Source organism: Pedobacter sp. Leaf132, assembly GCF_920984695.1.
GTDB lineage: Bacteria > Bacteroidota > Bacteroidia > Sphingobacteriales > Sphingobacteriaceae > Pedobacter.
In genome coordinates this window covers 358,643-381,448 of the sequence record NZ_CAKLBO010000003.1, presented here as the reverse complement: position 1 = coordinate 381,448, position 22,806 = coordinate 358,643, and the positions used below count along the sequence as shown (strand labels likewise).

General features: G+C 37.9%; 18 protein-coding genes and 1 tRNA gene. 9 read left to right on the top strand and 10 right to left on the bottom strand.

Annotated elements, in window-relative coordinates:
• The first annotated feature begins 9 nt into the window (after nt 1-9).
• From LUA86_RS08935 to LUA86_RS08905, 7 genes are all read left to right on the top strand, one after another.
• Nucleotides 10-3,240 (top strand): error-prone DNA polymerase, encoded by a 3,231-nt coding sequence (locus LUA86_RS08935; protein ID WP_231460276.1) that lies wholly within the window; start codon nt 10-12, stop codon nt 3,238-3,240.
• Between the two features lie 194 nt (nt 3,241-3,434).
• Nucleotides 3,435-4,064 carry an arylesterase gene (locus tag LUA86_RS08930; RefSeq protein WP_231460275.1) on the top strand — a complete coding sequence of 210 codons (630 nt, stop codon included), beginning with the start codon at nt 3,435-3,437 and terminating at the stop codon, nt 4,062-4,064.
• Between the two features lie 212 nt (nt 4,065-4,276).
• Complete coding sequence (locus LUA86_RS08925) at nt 4,277-5,416, top strand: SDR family oxidoreductase (RefSeq protein WP_231460274.1); 1,140 nt, start codon at nt 4,277-4,279, stop codon at nt 5,414-5,416.
• A gap of 276 nt (nt 5,417-5,692) precedes the next feature.
• Nucleotides 5,693-5,771, top strand: a tRNA-Met gene (locus LUA86_RS08920).
• Between the two features lie 742 nt (nt 5,772-6,513).
• Nucleotides 6,514-7,227: a class I SAM-dependent methyltransferase gene (locus LUA86_RS08915; RefSeq protein WP_231460273.1), complete on the top strand. Its 714-nt coding sequence runs from the start codon at nt 6,514-6,516 to the stop codon at nt 7,225-7,227.
• Between the two features lie 224 nt (nt 7,228-7,451).
• Complete coding sequence (locus LUA86_RS08910; protein WP_231460272.1) at nt 7,452-8,462, top strand: zinc-binding alcohol dehydrogenase family protein; 1,011 nt, start codon at nt 7,452-7,454, stop codon at nt 8,460-8,462.
• Between the two features lie 570 nt (nt 8,463-9,032).
• Nucleotides 9,033-10,466 carry a DNA/RNA non-specific endonuclease gene (locus LUA86_RS08905; protein WP_231460271.1) on the top strand — a complete coding sequence of 478 codons (1,434 nt, stop codon included), beginning with the start codon at nt 9,033-9,035 and terminating at the stop codon, nt 10,464-10,466.
• Nucleotides 10,467-10,734: 268 nt separating this feature from the next.
• On the opposite strand, the gene LUA86_RS08900 is transcribed toward LUA86_RS08905, so the two are convergent.
• On the bottom strand, nt 10,735-12,024 hold the full coding sequence (locus LUA86_RS08900; protein WP_231460270.1) for an MFS transporter: 1,290 nt from the start codon (nt 12,022-12,024) through the stop codon (nt 10,735-10,737).
• A gap of 402 nt (nt 12,025-12,426) precedes the next feature.
• On the opposite strand from LUA86_RS08900, the gene LUA86_RS08895 reads away from it, so the two are divergent.
• Entirely contained in the window at nt 12,427-13,791 is a 1,365-nt protein-coding gene (locus LUA86_RS08895) for a sensor histidine kinase KdpD (RefSeq protein ID WP_231460269.1), read from the top strand.
• Between the two features lie 302 nt (nt 13,792-14,093).
• Here LUA86_RS08895 and LUA86_RS08890 read toward each other — a convergent pair whose 3' ends face one another.
• Nucleotides 14,094-14,477: a VOC family protein gene (locus LUA86_RS08890; protein ID WP_231460268.1), complete on the bottom strand. Its 384-nt coding sequence runs from the start codon at nt 14,475-14,477 to the stop codon at nt 14,094-14,096.
• A 19-nt stretch (nt 14,478-14,496) separates the two neighbouring features.
• Nucleotides 14,497-14,970 carry a DinB family protein gene (locus tag LUA86_RS08885; RefSeq protein ID WP_231460267.1) on the bottom strand — a complete coding sequence of 158 codons (474 nt, stop codon included), beginning with the start codon at nt 14,968-14,970 and terminating at the stop codon, nt 14,497-14,499.
• Between the two features lie 95 nt (nt 14,971-15,065).
• Between LUA86_RS08885 and LUA86_RS08880 the strand changes: the two genes are divergently transcribed.
• Complete coding sequence (locus tag LUA86_RS08880) at nt 15,066-16,136, top strand: aminotransferase class V-fold PLP-dependent enzyme (RefSeq protein ID WP_231460266.1); 1,071 nt, start codon at nt 15,066-15,068, stop codon at nt 16,134-16,136.
• Here the strand turns inward: LUA86_RS08880 and egtD are convergent.
• The 7 genes from egtD to LUA86_RS08845 form a co-directional block, all read right to left on the bottom strand.
• The gene (gene egtD / locus LUA86_RS08875; protein WP_231460265.1) at nt 16,133-17,104 is read right to left on the bottom strand and encodes an L-histidine N(alpha)-methyltransferase; all 972 of its coding nucleotides are present in this window, start codon (nt 17,102-17,104) and stop codon (nt 16,133-16,135) included. The two genes, LUA86_RS08880 and egtD, sit on opposite strands and share 4 nt — an antisense overlap.
• A 6-nt stretch (nt 17,105-17,110) precedes the next feature.
• A complete protein-coding gene (gene egtB, locus LUA86_RS08870) occupies nt 17,111-18,262 on the bottom strand; it encodes an ergothioneine biosynthesis protein EgtB (RefSeq protein ID WP_231460264.1) in 1,152 nt (383 codons plus the stop codon).
• Nucleotides 18,262-19,830, bottom strand: coding sequence for an ABC transporter permease/substrate-binding protein (locus LUA86_RS08865; RefSeq protein ID WP_231460263.1), 1,569 nt, complete (start codon nt 19,828-19,830; stop codon nt 18,262-18,264). Before LUA86_RS08865 ends, egtB begins: the two co-directional genes overlap by 1 nt.
• A complete protein-coding gene (locus LUA86_RS08860; protein WP_231460262.1) occupies nt 19,823-20,782 on the bottom strand; it encodes an ABC transporter ATP-binding protein in 960 nt (319 codons plus the stop codon). The genes LUA86_RS08865 and LUA86_RS08860 overlap by 8 nt, the downstream gene beginning before the upstream one ends.
• Nucleotides 20,783-22,168 carry a mercuric reductase gene (locus LUA86_RS08855; protein WP_231460261.1) on the bottom strand — a complete coding sequence of 462 codons (1,386 nt, stop codon included), beginning with the start codon at nt 22,166-22,168 and terminating at the stop codon, nt 20,783-20,785.
• A gap of 72 nt (nt 22,169-22,240) precedes the next feature.
• The gene (locus LUA86_RS08850; protein ID WP_370634345.1) at nt 22,241-22,612 is read right to left on the bottom strand and encodes a GNAT family N-acetyltransferase; all 372 of its coding nucleotides are present in this window, start codon (nt 22,610-22,612) and stop codon (nt 22,241-22,243) included.
• A gap of 6 nt (nt 22,613-22,618) precedes the next feature.
• Nucleotides 22,619-22,801, bottom strand: a complete 183-nt coding sequence (locus LUA86_RS08845) for a hypothetical protein (RefSeq protein ID WP_231460259.1) — start codon at nt 22,799-22,801, stop codon at nt 22,619-22,621.
• Between the last annotated feature and the right edge of the window lie 5 nt (nt 22,802-22,806).

Below are 22,806 nucleotides of genomic sequence, written 5' to 3'. Positions count from 1 at the left end.
GAATTCATTATGAGCTACTGCGAACTGCAAACGACCTCCAATTTTAGTTTTTTGAAAGGTGCATCCCATCCGGAGGAGCTCATCGAACAGGCGGCGATTTTCGGCTATCCCAAGATTGCGATTACAGACGTGAACACCCTGGCCGGAATTGTACGTGCACACACTGCTTCAAGAAATCATAATATTAGAATTATTCCGGCTTGCAGACTTGAACTGCTGGACGGACCACCACTACTCGCCTACCCAACCACACAAGAGGCCTACAGCAGCTTATCTGCTCTGTTGAGCGAGGGCAACATGCGCGCTGAGAAAGGAAAATGTTTTCTCTATAAAAATGACATCTACATTAACCAAAAGGAGATACTTTTCATCGCCATTGCCCCGGAAGAACTTTCACTAGGCTTTGAATTTGACTCACGCTTTATTGCAGCATTAAAAGAATACAAAGACATGCTTGGCAGCTCGCTTTACCTTGCTGCTAATCGATTGTACCAGGGGCAGGACCAAAAACGGCTATTCCGACTGAATGAACTGAGTAAAAAGCTTGCACTGGGTATGGTGGCTACAAATGATGTACTTTACCATCACCAGCAAAGAAGAGAACTTCAGGACATCTTAACCTGTGTACGTGAAAAATCAACCATTTACAATGCAGGTTTTCTTTTAAAAATGAATGCCGAAAGGCATTTAAAACCTATAGAAGAGATGCACCGCCTTTTCCGGCAGTATCCAGAGGCCATCGAGAATACAACCATTATTGCAGAAAAATGCCAATTTAGTTTAGACTCGCTAAAATATGTATATCCCGATGAAATACTTTCGGGTGAGCGTTCCCCACAGGAAGAACTGGAATACCTAACCTGGAAAGGTGCTGAAGAAATGTTTGGACTTCCCCTACCCGAAAAAGTAATCAAAAACATAACCCATGAAATGAAGTTTGTGAAGGAAATGGATTATGCCTCTTATTTTCTGACTGTTTATGATATTGTGAGGTTTGCCAGGCAACAGAGAATACTTTGCCAGGGAAGGGGTTCTGCGGCAAATTCCACCATTTGTTATTGCCTCGGGATAACCTCCGTCAATCCAACAAAATTTGACTTACTATTTGAGCGTTTTATTTCTTCTGCCCGAAATGAGCCCCCAGACATTGATGTAGACTTTGAACATGAGCGAAGGGAGGAAGTGATCCAGTATATTTATGAGAAATATGGCCGGGACCGGGCAGCTATTGTAGCTACGGTAACTCAGCTCCACCAAAAAGGAGCACTGAGAGATGTTGGCAGAGCAATGGGTCTATCAACCGATACAATTGACCGGCTGTCTGCTTCTATCTGGGAATTTACAGATGAGTGGTTTGAAAGTGAACGGGTCTCTGAGCAGGGCTTGAATCCAAGAGATCCGTTATTGGTAAAAGTACTAAATTTAACAAAACAGATGATGGGCTTTCCCCGTCAGCTTGGCCAGCACACCGGGGGATTTGTGATCACCGCTGGAAAACTTACCGACCTCTGCCCGATCTTTCATGCACGCATGGAGAATCGGACAAATATTGAGTGGAATAAAGATGATATTGATGCTTTAGGTTTCCTCAAAATAGATGTGCTAGCTTTAGGTATGCTCACCTGCATTCGCAAATCCTTCGATCTCGCTAAAAAACATTATGACTTAGACCTTACACTGGCATCAATCAATAAAGAAGATGATGCCAAGGTTTACGAGATGATTTCCCATGCAGACACAATAGGCGTCTTTCAGATCGAAAGCCGGGCACAGCAGCAGATGCTTCCTAGACTTCGCCCATCCTGTTTTTATGACTTGGTTATTGAAGTAGCCATTGTACGTCCAGGACCTATTCAGGGTGATATGGTCCATCCTTATCTTCGCAGAAGAAATAAAGAAGAGCCCATAAGCTATCCTTCAAAGGAACTTGAGGAAATCTTAGGCAAAACCCTCGGAGTACCGCTATTTCAGGAACAGGCAATGAAGATCGCTATTGTGGCCGCTGGTTTTACTCCAGCCGAGGCTGATGAACTGCGAAGGTCCATGGCTACCTTCAAGATGCATGGAATGGTGACTAAATTTGAAAAAAAATTAGTGGACGGAATGACCGCCCGCGGATACACAGAAGAATTTGCACGCCGAGTTTTTAAGCAATTGGAAGGATTCGGAAGTTATGGTTTCCCAGAAAGCCACGCAGCAAGTTTTGCGCTTTTAGTGTATGTCTCCTGCTGGCTGAAATGCTATTATCCTGACGTGTTTGCCTGTGCGATTCTGAATTCTATGCCAATGGGCTTTTACCAGCCTGCTCAATTGGTTATCGATGCTCGCAATCACGGTGTAGAAATTAAAGAAATAGACGTAAATCTATCAGACTGGGACAATAAATTAGAAGAGAAAACGGGAAAATATTGTGGTTTAAGATTAGGATTTAGGCAAATATCAGGAGTCAAAGAGGAGGATATAGAGGTTTTGATAAAAAGTAGATTCTCGGGCTATCAGAACCTACATTCACTACTGGATGCGGGTGTATCTATTGCTGCGCTTGAAATCCTTGCAGATGCTGACGCTTTCAGATCAATAGGTATGGATAGAAGGCAGGCTCTCTGGGAAATATCTGCATTAAAAGACCGGCCCATAGGTGCCTTCAAGGGACAGCCATCTTCATCAGAAAAAGAACAACAGATACAATTACCATTAATGTCTCAGGGAGAGCATGTTGTGCAAGACTACACCTCAACTTCCCTTTCACTTAAAGCCCACCCGGTTAGTCTGATAAGAGAAAAATTACAACTTTTTAACATTAAGTCATCACAGGATATCAAAACCATTTCGAATGGCAGCCACATCAAGGTCGCCGGATTAATTATCGTTCGCCAGAGACCCGGAACAGCTGGCGGGGTATGCTTTATCTCATTGGAAGATGAATTTGGATGGTTTAATGTGGTGATTTTTGAAAAACTGTTCGAAAGCTACCGAAAAGAAATTCTACATTCAAGGTTGCTAATGGTGGAGGGTAAAGTTCAGAAAGAGGGCGAGGAGACTAATGTTATCGTGTCAAAATGCTTTGATTTCACAAAACTGCTTAAAGGACTGACTGAAAAAGACGATGATCACCTACCTATACTCACCTTATCCCTATCAAGTGAGAAAGAGCCACCATATCCTACTCAGAACAAACGCTCACAGGTTCGTCAGGTCTCCCCTCATCAAGTGTTTGATGGGGGACGCAATTTTAAATAGAGAAATTTTAAAGTTATTCATGTAACTTAACCTAGCAGCTATTTGTATATTTCAATTCCATAATCTTTTTACTACGATAAATGCTGCCGCCAATCAGCAATTGCCAGGAATTCGTGCGGATTTTTGGTGCTAGAAAACTTATAAACAAGGAAAGTCGATGGGGCAATAGATAATCAATCTGAGCCTGACCTTAAATGTCTGTTCAATTACCTTTGAAATTACCTATATTGACCCTTATAATAATGAATAGCGTCAAAAAAAAAATGAAGCGTATTGTTTTCTTTGGAGATAGTCTTACTGCAGGATATGGGCTTTCAAATCCGTCTTTAGAATCTTTCCCTGCTTTGCTGGCAGAAAGAGCAAAAGCTGAAGGCTTTGAATTTAATTACATGAATGCTGGCGTTAGTGGTGATACCACCCAAAGTGCCTTGCTGAGACTCCCAAAAGTATTGACTGATTATATTGATATTTTTGTTATCGGTATTGGTGCGAATGACATACTTCGTGCATATGATCCAAAAAAAATGGCTGCCAACATTGAATCAATAATTCAAAAAATAAGATTGGCAAACCATTGTTCAAAAATCATACTCCTGGGTATGGAACTACCTAAATGGATAGCGCACCAAAGCTTGAGCGGATATCAAAATATTTATACTGACTTAGCTTACAAATTCGATTTGGTTTTTTTACCATTTATGCTCGAAGAGGTGATTGGTAATAAAAATTTAAATATGTCGGACTTGGTACATCCTAATAAAGAGGGCTACAAAATCATTTCAGCTCGAATTTGGCCTTTGCTCAAATCAACCCTTGAAGAATAAAATTCCTTCGTACAATCCAAATAGCTAAGATATATTAATAAATAAAATAATAGCTTTAGAGCATCGACTAGCCTGTTTGATATCTGTGTCAAGCATATTAAACTTCAACTTACCAGCAAGAGATATTAATGAAAGGACCTATAGTTTATCCAATTGATTTTCTTCTAAACTTATACCTTCTAAAATGTCTCATATTATTTAAGTTTTTATAAATGAAACGACCAGTAGGGATAGAGACAAAAGTTTTAAAAAAATCTACCAGGAACTGCATATCAATCAAAGTTTTCAAAACTAAACCAAAATACGAAGGTTGTCTTTATACATCTATACCATATATTATGAATAACGACAACAAAATTTCAAGACGCAAAGTTTTAGGAGGGTTAGGTTTAGCGATGGCCACAGTTGCCACAACTCCATTTTTGGGAAATGCAGTGCCTAGTACACCCAATTTAAGTCTGGATAGATTGGATGATCTGCAAGATCCAACGACCAAGTACCCGCGTCCGCCTTTCACTCATCAGAATCAGCCCTGGCCAGCACTTGCAAGTAAAATGATTCCAAGACCGGACCATGGCGAAACCAGTTATAAGGGCTCAGGACGACTTATGGGAAGAAAAGCCTTGATTACAGGTGGAGATTCTGGAATGGGAAGGGCAGCGGCTATTGCATATGCCCGGGAAGGTGCTGATGTCGCGATTAACTATTTACCTCAAGAGGAACCAGATGCTCAGGAAGTTTTAGCGCTTATAAAAAAAGAAGGGAGAAAAGCAATTGCCATTCCTGGCGACATTCGTGAAGAGGGTTTTTGTAAGAAATTAGTTGATGAGGCGGCCAAACAGCTGGGTGGCCTCGACATCTTAATCAGTAATGCAGCACGCCAGCAATCAAATCCATCTATTTTAGATATCAGCTCAGAGCAATTTGATTGGACCATAAAAACAAATATTTATGCCCCATTTTGGATTATAAAAGCTGCCTTGCCATATTTAAAACCGGGATCATCTATCATAGGTACGACTTCAGTTCAGGCAACAGATCCCTCACCTGATTTATACGATTATGCACAGACAAAGGCAGCTACAACTAATTTTGTTAAATCACTAGCTAAGCAACTTGGTCCAAAAGGAATTAGGGTAAATGGAGTCGCACCCGGCCCAATCTGGACACCATTGCAAATGGGTGGTGGTTCTACTCCAGAAAAACTAAAAGAATTCGGAAAAGAAACTCCACTAGGAAGACCGGGACAACCGGCAGAACTGGCTTCGATATATGTACAACTTGCAGCGAATGATGCGAGTTTTTCAACGGGTCAAATATATGGTGCAGCCGGCGGAAACGGTCAACCGTAGCAGTTGGAAATATTGTAAACAAATTGTGGCGCTAGAAAATATAATTACTGCTATAAGTCAGAATGCCTGACCATAATAATTAGCGTCTTTCATTACATGCATGATTAAATATTCACAGATACATTTGTTCCGAAATGTTAAACATTAAATACAATCCATACTCTCGAAATTTTCATTAAAATTTATAAAGTCAGAAAATTGTAAAAGAAACATTTTTGATGCCCTATTAAATACTTAATAAATACTTAAGAAAATCTGAAAATAAATTTGTAAAACATTGATTTACAGATATTTAGAGCGAAAAATTAAAAGACTCATAATCTTTTGGTCGCTGGTTCGAGCCCAGCTGGGCCCACAAACATAAATCACCCCTTGAGACATTCTTAAGGGGTTTTTTTATGCTCTAGAAGGCGCTTTTTAGCCTTATCTCCTGTTATTTCGGCAATTCACTTGGTTAGGTTCAACTCACCCCCCCTGGTTTAAGTGTTCCAACGGATCACTTAAATCTCTTTTGAAAACCCAGGTCTCCAGACCGAAATAGCTTGCTGCACTAAATTACTTCAAAGAACGACCACTCTTTTAGTGGTTTTATTTTTAGGGTTTCGTCTGTTCTTTATTTCCAGACAAAGTCTTTGTTATCCATTTTAGGTTAAAGTGGCCGCTGAAATAGCGAACACTAAACCAGACTGGGATAAAAAAGCTCCCCACTTAATAGAAACAACCGGTTGAAAAATTTTAGTTTGTGTCATAATTTAATTTCATCTTCTGCGTTCAATAACCAATAGCTTACCAAATGAACCACTTTATCAATTTGGAAGCTAAATATTTATCCTCTAACTAAACCCTATTGCAATGAGCACATTCTTAATCACACCAATCGCATTTTACATCATTTCAGCATCACTTATAATTTTAGGATTTATTTCAGCAGAGCAGAATCCAATCGATGATGATTATTAATTATATTTCAAAAAGTTCTGGAAGCATTCTTCGGAAACCCTGTTGTCAATTTTTAAACTATGCTTGATTATGATGCGCACAAACCGAGCCATCAACCTAAAAAAAGATTGGCTGGTTCAATAAAAGAATAACATTCTATGAAAACGTTCCAGCGCTTACTATTCTTCTTTTTATACATTGTTTGCTACACTGCATCTGCTCAGGACAAATCAAGCTACACCTATAAAAATCCATCCGCCAATGGTACCGGGAAGGTCTACTTAGGAAGGGAGATTGCCCAGGTCATGAGTTTTGAAGGGGTTGAATGGCTCGAACGAAACAGCAGAATCAGGGAAGAAAATACACTCCAGGCTTTGGCCTCGATGCCCTTAAAAAGCAATAGCGTTGTTGCCGATATTGGTGCGGGTTCAGGATTTTATACCTTCCGGGTAGCCCGGCGTATTCTTAAAGGTAAGATTTATGCAGTTGAAATTCAAAACGATGCCTTAACTTATCTTAGGAAAAAGACCGCTGAAGAAAAGCTGACCAATGTAGAAATTATCAAGGGAACAGAATTATACCCTAACTTAGCGCCAAATTCTATTGATTTAGCTTTTATGGTGGATGTATATCACGAACTGGAACATCCGGTGGCTTATCTCTCTGCACTCAGAAAGGCCCTTAAACCAAATGGACAGCTGCTACTTTTAGAATACAAGGAGGAAGATCCAACGGTTGCCATTAAAGCTGAACATAAGATGAGCATCAGACAGGCAAAAAAAGAGTTGGCGGCAAACGGCTTTAAACTGGTTCAAAACGGTGATTTTTTGCCTTTGCAACATTTTCTGCTATTTGAGAAAACAAGTAATTGATTATCTTTCTAATTCATTTACTGCCTCAATATGGATAAATTTAGAGGTTTTATAAAATTGCCAGATTAATGAGGGATACAGTAAATTTTCTTCAATTAAAATGACAGCTCTATTATCAAATTAATCCCACAAGCTGGTAGATTAGCACCATCAGGTTGAACACCTCAAATTATGCATTCCACCTGGGTAACTATTGTTAATAAATAAAATCAGAATCTTCCAGAATGAAAGCCATAGGATTTAAGGAATCTTTACCTATTAACCATACAGAAAGCTTTATTGCCTTCGATGCAGAAAAACCAGCGGCCAGCGGCAGAGAACTGTTGATTAAAATTGCTGCAATCAGTGTCAATCCTGTTGATTTTAAAATCCGTCAAAACAGTGCAAAAGATAAAGTGCTTGAGCAGCCAAAAGTGATTGGCTGGGATGCAGTGGGTATCGTTGAAGAAACCGGCCCCGATGTAAGCTTGTTTAGCAAAGGAGAAATGGTTTACTATTCAGGCGATCTTAATAAAAGCGGGAGTAACGCAGAATACCAACTGGTTGATGAACGCATTGTTGGCAGAAAACCTGAAAATCTTACTTCAGCTGAAGCTGCTGCCATGTCCTTAACCCTACTCACCGCATGGGAAATATTGTTTGACCGCATCCGGATAAATGACAGTGATAGAGGAAAAACACTACTGATTATTGGTGGCGCGGGTGGCGTAGGGTCGATTGCGATTCAAATTGCTAAGAAAGTTGCCGGATTAAATGTCATCGCTACAGCTTCCAGACCAGAAAGTGCAGAATGGTGCAGAAAACAGGGTGCAGACTTCATCGTAAACCATCAAAACCTTGTACAGGAAGTGCAGCAACTTGGATTTGAGCAGGTTGATTTCATTCTTGATTTTGTGGATCTCAACCAATACTGGGATGCTATGCTCAAGCTGATTAAACCACAGGGCCAAATTGGTTCAATAAGCGACCCTACAGAAAACGTTAACTTGAGGGCTTTAAAAGGCAAAAGCGTAAGTTTCCACTGGGAATTGATGTTTACACGCTCCATGTTTCAAACAGAAGACATGAGCAGACAGCACCAAATATTGAATGAAGCCGCATCATTGTTTGAAAATGGAACACTCTGCTCAACTATCAATCAACACCTGAAAGGCTTTACCACCGAAAATCTTAAAAAAGCACATGCGTTATTAGAAAGCGGTAAAACCGTTGGCAAAATAGTAATAGAATATTAATGTTGCCAGCTAAAATGCGTCACTGTTTTCAATTACATTTATATTTTTTTCAGGAAGTTGAAAAGTTAGCTATCAATAAGTTGAAATAAGGGGCTTTTAAAAGCCTTCTTAACATTGATTATTTGTTTGATATTAATAGCGAATTGGCAGACAGGGTTCTGAACCATGCGGTATTTTTTTTATGGTCTAAATTTAGATAAGCTCCCTTATCGGAAACGCCTGTTTGATATTATGAGTTGCTTATGCCCAATTCATTCTGGGATGCCTCAATACTAACCCCACTCCATTACCTACTGTTGGTTTCAGTATTGCAGGCTTAGGTTTAAATCAGAAATACTTTACCACAATGTTTATGAAATAATGAGGACAGATCTGAATTCCTCACCAGAAGTTGACCACTTCCTGCGGAATCTCCAATAAGACAACCACCAAAACATTAGGAAACTCTGAACAAAAAAGCTTATCCAAATTTGTTAATAATAAATTAACATGGCTAATGCCTTTTCTTTATACCTTCGCATGCATTTTAGAATGATCTGATTAACGCATCCCATTAGACATTCAAAAACAATGAAATTTAAAAACATCCTTATCTATCCAGGATTTATTGGCATCCTGTTTCTATCCGCCTGTTCAAAAAAAACGTCAATTGAAAACGAAACGCCGGCAACTCCTCCTCAAGCTCCAAGAGCTTTTAACATTACAGAGACTTTCGAATCTGGCACTAAAGGGGCCTATGCGTTAGACAGTGTGCAGCTATTAACCGGCAAATGGACAATGAGCGATGCTCTTATCGGCAACCTTGCAGCTGATGCCAAGAATGGCACCAAGTCTGTGCGATTAAGAACGGGTTACTTATCCATGAACTTTGACATTGCAGGCGCTAAAATGATTTACATATCGCATGCCAAATACGGTACAGATGCAAATTCTACATGGCAGCTACTGAGCTCTGTTGATGGCGGCAAAACCTATACACAACTGGGTGTAGATATTGTTGAAAGCAGTACCACATTAGTAACAGATTCATTTAAAGTGAGTAGTACAGGCAAAATTCGCTTTCAGATAAAAAAAGCAGGCACCACCCGAATCAATATTGATGATATAATTTTTAAAGGCACTGGCGATCCTGGCATTACCGTAGGTGCTCCTGATACTGATCCCGTGGACAATGGAAACGCAACACCCCCAACTCCGGGGAGAGGTACACCAGAAGCGGGTGCAGATGCACCACCAGCAAGTGGCGACAATTCAAACTCATTGTTCGGTAATCCTTCAGGCGCATTGGCTTCCGTAGTCTCATCAGAAAACTATTTGATAGATCAAAAATATTATGTAGAAAGTTATAGTATGAGCCGCGGTATTCCTAATTGGGTAAGCTGGCACTTAGATCCTAATAACTTCAACGGCACAGCAAGCAGAAAAGACGATTTTGCTGCTTTTACTGGTTTGCCAACAGATTGGTATCAGGTACAGAGTAATAGCTATTCAGGTTCTGGTTTTGATAGAGGTCATAATTGTCCAAGTGGCGACCGCACCAGTTCGAGCACAGCCAACTCAGCAACTTTTTTGATGACCAATATGATCCCGCAGGCACCAAACAATAATCAGAAAACATGGGAATCGTTCGAAAGTTACCTTCGCGGGCAGGCCTTAAATGGCTATGAAGTTTATGTAATTATGGGCAGTTATGGTACTGGTGGCATTGGTTCCGCAAGTGCATCAGTTGTGAATACCATTAACAATGGAAAAGTAACCGTTCCTGCAAATGTCTGGAAAGTTGCAGTGCTACTGAAAACGGGCGATAATGATTTAAGCCGCGTAACTTCTTCAACAAGAGTGATAGCAATTAATACACCAAACATCAACGGTACCAGTGCAAGCTGGAAAGATTACATCGTATCAGTAAGAGATATTGAAAGTGTAACAGGTTACAACCTGCTTTCAAATTTACCCCAAAGCATCCAGGATGTAGTGGAGAAAGTGAAAGATTCAGGGAATTAACTTAAATTATCAATTCATTTCGTAAGTAATAGCAATATTGAAAAGGGGCTGCATCATAAATAGTAATGATCAGCCCCTTTTATATTTTATTAACCAGAGCAGAGGGAAATTTTTCTCCCCATATATCAAACTCAACTATCTAAAAATCAAGACCTGCATTAGCCCAGCCATTGCGTTCAAAGCTAAAAATTGAGAGTTAGATAGATTTGAATCGTTATGTTATTAAAACATTTCTATTCATAGAAGGTAATGATAGATTTGCAGAAATCTAAACCTCAGAAGATAAGATATTACGCTGCCTATTTCGGAAAAAAATCATTACTGATAAAATTATTAAACCACAAACTAATCCAATCTGAGATGCAGAGGCAAAAGTCATCGCCCAACCAGAAAAGTATGAACCCAGTACATCGCAGAAATTTACCATAGCCATGTAAGCCGTAAATTGCGAGCCCTCTATCCTCTTTCTGCAAAGCAACATTAATACCGGCATTGCAGCAACACTAAACATTGGGTCGGCGAAATTGAATAATAATAAACCGGTTATACTAACAGATTTTAAATACCAAAAACTCCCTAAGAGTGAAAAAGTAATCAGGAATAGCGCAATAACGAACATCACCTTCCCTTGAAGTATTTTTGGCCCAATTTTATCAGCCATATATCCTCCTAATAAGGTAACCATCAGGGTTGCTATGGTTCCCCAACCACCTTGCAAAACAGATACAGCGTTATTCGCCCAATGTAAGTTATGAATCAAATGAAACGAAAACCCCCTTATAAATATGCTTAAACAAGTATATACCACTGCAATTTGTAAAAAGGTTTTCATGCTATTCTTTACTGTTACCGCCTTGTACAACTGTATAAATAACCACTTTAATTTTGGATTATCATTTAAATGAACATCATTTGCACTAGGTGTTGGTCTAAAAACAGGTAGGTAATTATCCGCTGAATCGAGTTTAATAATGTATGTTATTATAGTAAAAAAAAGTAAAAGTGCCGATTGGGTAGCTGCCGCATAAAAGAACCCGTAATGATTTAAAATGGTAGATAAACCCGCCGAACCTGCTGCAATACCTAATAAATAGCCGCCTCTCATAAAAGCATTTACACGTCCTCGCTCTGCTTCGGGCACAATAGAAATGGCCATTGCATCTACACTTGCATCCTGAACGCTCGCAAAATTACTATGGATAAAAAAAAGGAGGGATAAAAGTGAAATTTGCTTAACCGGATCGTTAACCATCATCAAGGCCAATGATGCAACAAATGCTAGGACTTGAGTGAGCACAACCCAATGTTTCCGATGACCAATTACAGAGAACTGGTATCGGTCTATTATTGGACCCCAGATAAACTGAAGCACCCATGGCAAACCTACAATAGCTATAAACGAACCAACAGAATAAGATGATAAACCCTTGGCGGCTAAATAATTTGCCACAGCAGTTAATGCAAAACCCGAAGGAATGCCTTGCATAACATATAAATAGAAGAAACTAAAATACCTTAAGCTTTTACTCTCTTTTAGTACGGGAAGGTTTGTTAACAATTTAGGGAGATAAAATGAGTTTCAGTGCAAAAATGAATATAAGGTCAACAGAAATTACAGCAGATTGTTCAGCGGTTTTTACAATTATTTTAGTAGCACTAAAACCCCTGTAAATGGATGTAGGATATTTTTTTTAGCGAAAAAAATCATAGCGCATAGTTTATCCAACCTTACATTAGAATTATCTGTTTTTTAAATCGCTGGTTATCTTATTATTGCACTATTTACACACAGGCTTAGAAAAGTTGTTTTTCCAAATCACAATTAAATAACTAATTTCAGCTTTCATTCAGTTTAATGCCCCTTTGTTAGCTTTAAGGCAATAAATCCCAAGATAGCAGGATGCCTTTGTATTGACTATATCTATGCATGAACTGAATCAAATCATTCCTAAATTAAATTATGGCGAAATTCATTAATCTTGATTTTCTTTATGCTCCAGCTGAAAATGGAAAAACGAATTTTTGGTCAGCACTTATTGGCAGCCCAACAAAGTTTTCCTTAGAAAGCAGGGTATTTCATTCTGTTAGCCTTGGCCTAATTGCAGCAACATTGATTTATGCGCCTTATAATTTATTTGCAGGTCTCTATGTAGGCTCTATTTCTGCAATGTTTTTCAGTCTGTTTTTTTCTTATCAATATTATTATTCCAGGTTTCGAGCTAAACCGCACAGCAGTGTCCTTTTCGGGTTGATGGGATTGTTAATATTTGGAATAAATTATTTTGCCATCGCTGGTATTGCCGGCTCAACAGACATCATCTGGCCAGCCTATTTGCTGGTTTTACTGGTCATTTCACCATACAGGCATCATCTTAACTGGCTTGTGATTTACTTAACCTGGTTTTTTGTTTTGCACACCCTTGGCTATTATTATCCGGAGTTTATAAAATATCCCTTTGATACCCCTAAAGGACAATATTTAGATCGGATGACCGCTTTTCCTTTGCCAGTATTTGTTATTTATATTGTTATCAGGTTTATCAGGCGAAACTATGACACAGAACGCACAAATGCCCTGCAAAAGACAATTGCATTAGAAAGCAGCAATGAGCAAATTTTAAAACAGAAAGAAGAGTTGGAGCAACGAAGTTTGGAAAAAGACAATTTGATGTCCATCATCTCCCATGATGTAAGGACGCCATTAATTAATATTCAAAACTACCTTGTTCTGTTAAATAAAAACAAGCTACGCGATGAACAGCGGCTTTTGATAGAGCAATCATTAGAAACCGCAACCAGTCATACCATCACCATGCTCTCTAATTTGTTAAACTGGTCTAAATCCCAGATGGGCGGATCATTTGCGCAGCTCGAAGCGATAAATGTTTTGAAAGTGCTCGAGAGTACGATAGAGATGGCTCGCGTTACTGCCCTGAAGAAAGAAATTACATTTGAGAATACAATTCCATCTCGTCTTATGATATTAGCCGATAAAGATATGCTGCAGATTGTAATGCGCAATTTGGTCAATAATGCAATAAAATTTACGGCAATTGGCGGCATGATTAAAATAAACGCTGAAATTATTAACAATGAATGTAACATCACTGTAATGGATAATGGTATAGGAATGGCTGCGAGTGAACAGTCGGCTATTTTTTCGATTAAAGCAGCGCCAACCTATGGTACAAATAATGAAAAGGGCGTTGGACTTGGCTTAGTTCTATCTAAAGAATATACAGAACGCATGGGCGGAAAAATCGGTTTTGAAAGTCGTTTGAATGAAGGTTCTAAATTTTCCATTAGCCTCCCCTTGGCTGAGTGATTACTGAAACGTTTCGTTGAAAGATGCTGCTAAGCATCATATTAGAGCAAAAAATATAAATTAATTATAATCTATACACACTTAACATCCATATCATCCGGTAAAGGTTTTAAGATGTTGTACGCTAATATTACCAAATTAAATCTTGTTGCCATTTCTTCCGTTTTTCATTGCATTATTTTTGCTCTATTTCAGACAATGTCTTTGTTACCATTAGAGATTTATGTGGCCACTGAAATATCGAAATATAAAAGAGTGGCGGCCATCTATTTAGGGGAATAAACTTACTACTTTAATGCAGTTTAGCGCAATTCCATAATCGAGAAAATGTTTCCAGATGGATCTTTAAACCATGCAACATTCGGTCCGCCATTAGCTCTTGAAATGCCTTTAACATCTGTCTTTAAATACTCATCGTTGTATTGCTCAAATCTTATACCATTATCAATCAATTTATCAACGATTTCTTCAATATTATCAACAGGAAAATTTAATACCGTAAAAGTTGCAGGTGTATGATTTGGTTTAGGATAGACCAGAATGTTTGCCGACCCTGAAATCTCGATTTCTATTAAACCCATCGGATTATCTTTAACAGTTAAGCCTAAAGTATTTTCATAAAAATCTTTTGCTTTTGGAATGTCGTTTACTGCAAACGAACTAAACCCTTTTGAATTTTTTAACATATTTTAATTTTTAGATATTTTAATTTTTCCAAACACCAAGTAAACGCCTGATAACGACTATTTCTGCAATATGATAAGCATTATGATCGGCAATTTGCAAAGCCTCCCGTAAAATATTCTGACCACTTCCGTGGGGTATTTTTTCAAATAAATCTTCTGATTCAATTAAGTTGATAAATGCTGCCAGATCATCATTAATTTGTTTTAACGAATCTTCCCACTCCTGCTCGTTTTTTGGAGCAGTTTCTTTTGGCCAGTAATCATCCGGCCATTCTGGAGATTTATGGTTAACATCCTTACTAAACTCAAACATATCCCATTGGGCAATTCTAATATGCTCAACTAATTGCCAAATACTATAAGGTAGATTATATGGTTTTGCACCAAGCAAATGAAAAGGCAAACCAGAGATAGCATCCTGAAAGCTTGCATGGGCTATTCCGCCGTTTAATAATTTCTTTAATTCGGCTATTAATATTTCCTTGTGCTCCATATATTTCTGGCAATTGATTTACTATCAACAAATAAAAAACCTTACAGTTTTTTACAACATAAATCATTTATGTTAGCAATTATTTACATTTGGGCATGAGTTTTATTGAGCATTTTCCTATTCTTCAAAATTACACCTATTTAAATACGGCTTATTCTGGCCTGCTATCTACAGAAATTGCAAACTGGCGTAGAAAACACGATGAAAATTTCATTAATGAAGGAAGTATTTTCAGGGCAAATAGTCTGGAGATTATGGATGAACTCAAAACCAATCTCTCATCCGTTTTTACCGTAAAACGTGAAAATACCTTCTTAACTTCCAACTGCTCAAATGGATTAAATTCTGTTTTAAATGGGATGGATATCAGCCATCGGTTTTTGTTGCTTCAGGAAGATTATCCTTCGCTAAATTACCCGGTTACCAGCAGAGGTTTCGATTATTTGGAAATTCCAATTAATGCAAATCTAGAAGAGCAAATTTTAAGGGCAATTGAACAATTTAAACCAACGGTTTTTGCTTTCAGCATGGTTCAATACATCAGCGGATTAAAAATGCAAAGCGATTTTATCAAAAAGCTGAAATCAGATTATCCAGACTTGATTTTAATAGCTGATGGTACACAATTTTTAGGAACTGCTCCTTTTAACTTCCAGCAATCGGGTTTGGATGTTTTGGTAGGAAGCGGCTATAAATGGTTGTTGGGCGGTTATGGTAATGGTTATATTTTCCTATCGGATGCTGCCAGAAAGCTCATTTATCAACATAAGAAAAAATTAAGCTTACCAGATGTGCCATTTTTGAGCGGTCGGGACTATCTATCATTAACTTTAGAGCCCGGCCATTTAGATAGTTTAAATTTGGGTACATTAAATCAAGGACTTAATTATCTTAACAACATTGGTTTTGATGTTATCGAGCAAAGGATAATGGAGTTAACTGCTAAAGCAAGAATTGCATTACATAAAAAAGGCTTTCTTCCCTATTGGATGATGGAGCGAAAAGAACAGTCTTCAATTATGAGTTTGCCATTACATCAAGCTATTGTAGAACGCTTAAATAACGAAAAGATCCTTGTATCGCCCAGAGGCGCAGGTACAAGAATATCCTTTCATTTTTATAATACCGAAAACGATTTAAATCATTTACTCGAACTTATAGATTAGGCTACTTTCCATACTGCGTCAACAAAATAATGTTGCTCATCTGTAAAGTATTTTACCACTTTAAAACCCGATGCATTTGCCAGTTCTTCAATTTCCTGCTTCGAATATTTCTGAGAAATTTCCATCAAAATATATTCGTCTTTACTAAAATTAAATTCTTCGGAACCGATTTTAACCGTTTGATTCTGCAGACTGATTAAATAACTTTTACAAGCACCATTTTCGGGATTATAACTTGCATAATGTTCAAATGCATTCACATCGAAATCACCATCCAGTTCTCTATTTATACGCGATAAAAGGTTCAAATTAAATGAGCTTGTGATGCCTGCTTTATCATTGTAGGCTTCTAAAATTTTTCGAGGATTTTTCTTTAAATCAAAACCGATAATTAAAATATCATTTGGCGATAATAAATGTTTCAAGCCCATGCAAAAAGTTTGCGCTTCTTGAACATCCATATTGCCAATGTTTGCTCCCATAAACAAAACCACCTTTTTTCTGTCTGAGATGGCAGTAGCTTTTTTAAGCATTTTAAAATAATCGCCAATTAATCCCTGAAAATTAAGCGCAGGTAATTCTGACGGCAAACTTTGTTCTAATTCAGCGATTACATGTTCAGAAATATCGATAGGAAAATATTTAAAATCGAGTTTTTTATCAATCAATGCTTTAAGTAAATGAATTGATTTTGTGGCATCGCCGGCACCAAGTTCAATCAAATCAAAACCTGCATTATTATCAGAGAGTACATCAGCAATATGATTAGCCTGATGCTTCATAATTTCCATTTCTGCATTGGTTAAGTAATATTCCTTCATGTTCATAATCTGCTGAAAAATAACATCTCCAGTTTCGTCATAAAAATATTTAGAATACATTCGCTTCGGCTCTTGTTTCAATCCTTCCAGCGTTTCCTCTAGAAATTCCGTATTTGCTAAAGCTGTATTTTCTGTTGATAGTATCATAAAATTTTATTTGGCTAAGCGAATGCCGGTATATTGCCATCTTAAATGCGGGTGAAAAAAATTTCTGTAAGTTATGCGACTATGTGCCTCGGGTGTGGCTATCGATGCACCGCGTAAAACTTTTTGATTAACCATAAATTTGCCATTGTACTCTCCAATTGCACCCGGTGCTTTACTAAAACCAGGATAAGGCAAATAGGCGCTTTCGGTCCACTCCCACCGTTCGCCCCAGTTAAAATGTTTAGCTGCAATTTCCCATTCAAACTCGGTGGGTAACCGCATTCCTTTCCAACTTGCATAGGCATAAGCTTCGTAATAACTTATATGCGTTACAGGATGTTCATCATTAACTGGTTTTAATCCCTGAAGCGTATAGTTAAACCATTTGCCATCAATTTTATGCCAGTACATTGGCGCTTCAATATGGTTGCTTTTTACCCAATCCCAACCCTCAGCATGCCAGAAATTGAAATTGCTGTAACCGCCATCTGCTATAAATTCAATAAAATCATGGTTAGAAACCAGCGAAGAGCTAATAGCAAAATCATTTAAATAAACTTTATGACGGTTTAACTCATTATCAAAACAAAAGCCATCTCCATTAAAACCAATTTCATAAACACCGGCTTGTATATTTAATAACTTTTGGGCTGCCGATGGTAAGTTTAGTATTTCAGATTTAAATTCGCTGTATACCGGAAATAATGGATTATTCCCTAAAATGTATTTAATATCTGTTAAAAGTAATTCCTGGTGTTGTTGTTCGTGATTAAAACCCAGCACCAACAATTCATTAACATCATCTTTAATTTCATTTGATAGAAATTTAACCATCGCCTCATCAACATAGTTCCTGTATTGATAAATGTCGCTTACACTTGGCCTGCTCAGGTTACCCCTATCCGTACGGATAACACGATTTCCAACGGTTTCGTAATAGCTATTAAATACGAAATTGTAGTCTTCGTTGTAAATCTGATAATTTGAGGAGAAAGGCTTCAAAATAAAAGTTTCGAAAAACCAGGTTGTATGCCCTAAATGCCATTTCGGTGGACTCACATCGGCTACGGGCTGAACTACATAATCTTCGGTTTGCAAAGGCCCGCAAAGTTGTTCAGTGTGCTTCCTGATGCTCAGGTATTTTTCAGCAAAATTCATTAATTTTTATCTAGATGATTCTTTAGATCTGTTATGCTATTAACATTAAGTTCTGCTGATTGTTTTTGTCGCATCATTAAAGCATAAGAATTATTAAACCCTATTGGCGCTAACCATTTGATTTTATATTTATCTAAAAATTCCTGCTGCACATATCGGTAAGTTTTGTTTTTGTCTTTTGATATTTCAGTTATTAATTTAGGATTTGGCTTTAAAATGGCTAGCAAACCCGTGCCCGTATATTCAGGATAGAAATCAATTTGATTATTTAACAGCGCATCAAAACATATTTTAGTGCCGCCAAGTCCGGTTTTGGTTTCAACCTTGTAATCTGTATTTCCTTTAATGAGTATGCTATAGATTTCAGCAAGAATATATTGCTCACCAAAAATTTTTGAGCCGATTTTCACCGTTTCTCCGCTCCCGTTTCGTGGTGTTTTGAAAAGATTATTTTTCAACAGAAAATCTTTAGCTACCCTTTCTGGCGTTTGATGTAGATAATCTGTACGGTAATTTAAATCAGTCATTACAGAATCGGTAATTTTACCTGCCAGTAAATTCAAGGTTTTTTCTAACTCAGGAAATTTTTTTAAGGAAGATTGAAGTACGATAGGCGCTGCATAATAAGGCGGAAAAATACCTTTGTCGTCTTTTAAAATTTTAAGTCCAAAAGCTTTCAGTCTTCCATCGGTAGAGTAACCGCTAATTACATCAAGTTCTTTTAAAAAAGCTGCTTTATACATCACCGCATCGCTGATAACAACCGTTTGTATTTTTAATCCATAGGCAGATTTAAGCCCTAAATCTCCATCCTGCCTACCCATAAATTCTGGTGTAAAACCCGCCCGCAAACCAGAGCCATAGGCAGATGGTAGAATGTAAAATGCACTTAGCACAACTAAAACAATTGGGAGGCCCATCAAAATCCTCCTAAGTTTTTTAAAATCGAATTTTTGAATGATGGAAAGTAACCCATCTAAAATTATAGCCAGTAAAGCTGCAGGAATGGCGCCTGCCAAAATCATGTTGGTATTGTTTAAGGAGATGCCACCAAAAATAAATTCGCCTAAACCACCTGCTGCAATGTATGATGCCAGAGTTGCCACGCCAACATTTATAACCGTAGCGGTGCGTATACCGGCAAGAATCACCGGCATTGCCAAAGGGATTTCAATCTTAAAAAGTATTTGAGTTTTACTCATTCCTAAAGCCTTTGCCGCTTCGGTTATGTGCTTACCAATACCAATAATGCCGGTAAAAGTATTTCTGATGATGGGTAGCAAAGCATAAATAAGTAATGCCACAATTGCAGGCTTTGCACCGATACCTAAAACGGGAATCATAAAACCCAGTAAGGCAATGCTTGGTACGGTTTGCAAAACACCGGCAATACCCAAAACTGTGCCGGATAGTTTGCGTTTACGTGCTATTAAAATCCCCAGTGGTAACCCGATTGCAATGGCAAAAAGTAAGGAGATAAAAGTTAAGCCAATGTGTTGTAAGCTTTGACTAAGCAATTTATCCGATTCCATCGACATGAATTGCCATAAGGTTTGCTGCTCATTCATGCCTAACTAAATTTGTATGTTGATTAAAGGCTTTTGTTAAATCTTCAAAGTTTACTTTTTTAGTTTCTCCTTTAGGATTTTTAAAATTTAATTCGTTGAAGTTTCCTGAACGAAGTTTTTCCATCGCCTCCCAAATACTTAAATCCACATTTAAACCTTTCATTTCAGCACTTTTATTATCAGGAAGATTTGACCAAATATCTTTAATTTGAATTACTTTAAAAGCTAGCGCAAGTCGCTGACCATCCAAAAATTTCTCTGCAAAATCATTTTCAGGCTTAAAAAGCAATTCCTTTGGTGTGCCTATCTGCATAATTCTGCCTTTATCCATTAAACAAATCCTATCTGCAAGTTCAAAAGCCTCCAATACATCATGAGTAACCATCACAATTGTTTTTCTTTTGAGTTCTTCTAGATTCTTAAATTCTTGTTGAATGCTTGACCTTGTAACATTATCCAAAGCGCCGAAAGGCTCATCCATAAGTAAAATCGCGGGGTCAGCAATCAGCGCTCTGGCAAGCCCTACCCTTTGCTGTTGCCCGCCACTAAGGGCATCTGGCAATTGCTGTAGTATATTTTTCGGAAGATGAAGCTTATCAACTAACTCGTCAATTTTGTTTAAGGTTATCTTTTTATCCCACTTTAATAGGTTCGGAACAACTGCAATATTTTCTTCAATTGTATAATGCGGAAAAAGCCCAATATTTTGCATAACATAGCCAATTCCTCTTCTCAACTGTTCGGTATTTTGCTGTGTTACATCGCTCCCATTTAGTAAAATTGTTCCGCCATCTGGTTCTACCAAGCGATTAATCATTTTAAGGGTTGTGGTTTTACCGCAGCCGCTTGTACCCAGCAATACCATTGTTTCTCCTTCTTCAACTTTAAAAGAAACATTGTTTACTGCAACGTTTTTGCCGTATGTTTTACTAACGTTCTGAAGTTCAACCATTTAATCGTCAAGTTTCATAAAAAGATTATTGAGTGATTCTGAATAGGTTGGATGCGCAAAAACGCAATACCTAATCTTATCGTACGTTATACCGCCTTCCATTGCCAATTGTAAAACAGACATAATTTCTCCACCTTCTGATGCTAAAATAGCCGCTCCAAGTATTTTTTTGCTTTTAGTATCCACAATAGCTTTCATCAAACCTAAAGTTTCGCCGGTTTCTATTCCTCTGGCTACATACGACATTGGTAAAACAGCGACTTTATAATCAAGCTTTTGGGCTTTTGCATCCTTTTCTGAAATTCCAATTCTGCCCAATTGCGGATCGGTAAACATACAATATGGTATTGGCCGGCCTTTAATGCTATAATTTGCGCCTTCTATCAAATTTCGGTACACAATTGTATAATCGTTGTAAGCAAAATGTGTAAAAGCAGGACCAGGTGTAACATCGCCCAAAGCAAAAATTCCTTTAACGTTGGTTTCCAGCTTATTATTTATAACAATATAGCCCTTTTCGTCAACATTTATTCCGCATTGCGATAGGTTTAGCACTTCAGTTTGGGGTATTCTGCCTGTTGCTACTAAAACATGGCTAACTTTTAACTTCTCGTTATCTTTACCAGATTTAAACTCAGCAATTATTTCATTTTTCTTTTTTGATGAGAATTTGAGCAGTTGCGCATTCGTGATAACCTGTATTTTTTCTGCTTCTAAAATTTCGGTTAAGCTTGCAGATACATCTGCATCCTCTTTGGCTATTATTGAAGCTGATTTTTCAAGAATTGTAACCTTACTCCCAAACCTGCTAAACATCTGACCAAATTCTAATCCAATATAATTTCCGCCAACCACCAGCAAATGTTCGGGTATTTCTTCCAGCTCCATAATACTTGTTGAAGTTAAATACTCGATCTCATTCAGTCCCTCAATTTCAGGAATTACAGTTTTGCCTCCGGTATTAATAAAAATCCAGTCGGCCGTTAAAACTTCTTCGCCACCCGTATTTAACGATATGGTGATTTCTTTCTTTCCGCTAAATCTGGCTTCGCCCATAAACAACGTCAAGCCTTTTGTTGAATTAACGCCTTCCTCTGCAGAATTTCTGAATTGCCTAACGATAGCATCTTTACGTGCCTTTATCTTTTTGAAATTAACTTTTATGGCTCCTGTTTCAACGCCAAGTTCATCAGAATTTCTAGCCTGATGGGCCAGTTTTGCAGAAGCAATCATGGCTTTGGTTGGTGTGCAACCATCGTTAATACAGGTTCCCCCAACCATGCGTTTTTCTATAATTGCGGTTTTCTTACCTGCCTCAGCAAGTTTTTTTGCTAAAGGAACACCGGCTTGCCCTGCACCAATAATTATTGCATCAAAATGCTTCATCTCTAAAAATTTAATATCCGAAGGAAATACTTTTAAAATATGAATTGATAACCCGAATACATGTTCATTGTTTTAGTGACATGGAGATGAAAGGCAGGAAACAATGAGAAAGCATTTATAAAAATAAAAAGTAATTGATGATTGACTTACATGATTAGCACATTCTGCACTTAATTTATTCTGAATCTTCGCAATGTTGCCTAAGTTGTTTCGGCCCTTGAGGCCAAATGTAAGCGGTAGTTTGTTTTTTCCAACCCAACGCTTATAAAACTTATCGGCGCCGGGTGCGGCACTTAAGTTTACAAAATGGTAATCTTTTAGTTCTGCATTTAAGGCATTAACGATGTAAGAACCTATTTTTTGTCCCTGATGATCAGGATCTACCACAATATCTGCAAGCATTGCATAATAACGTCCATCGCCTATTACCCTGCCAAAAGCAATTAAAAGCTAGTTATGGTATATAAATAAAGTGCTTGTACTTTTGCGGAATGCAGACTCTATTTCTGAGGCAATGCGGTGTTTCCAGTTTATCTTCTGAAAGAGTTCTAATATACGTTCGAAGTTTATGGTGTCTAAATCAGGGTTCAATATCGATTGGAAATCAGCAGATATATCTATTTGGGTAGTCATTTTTT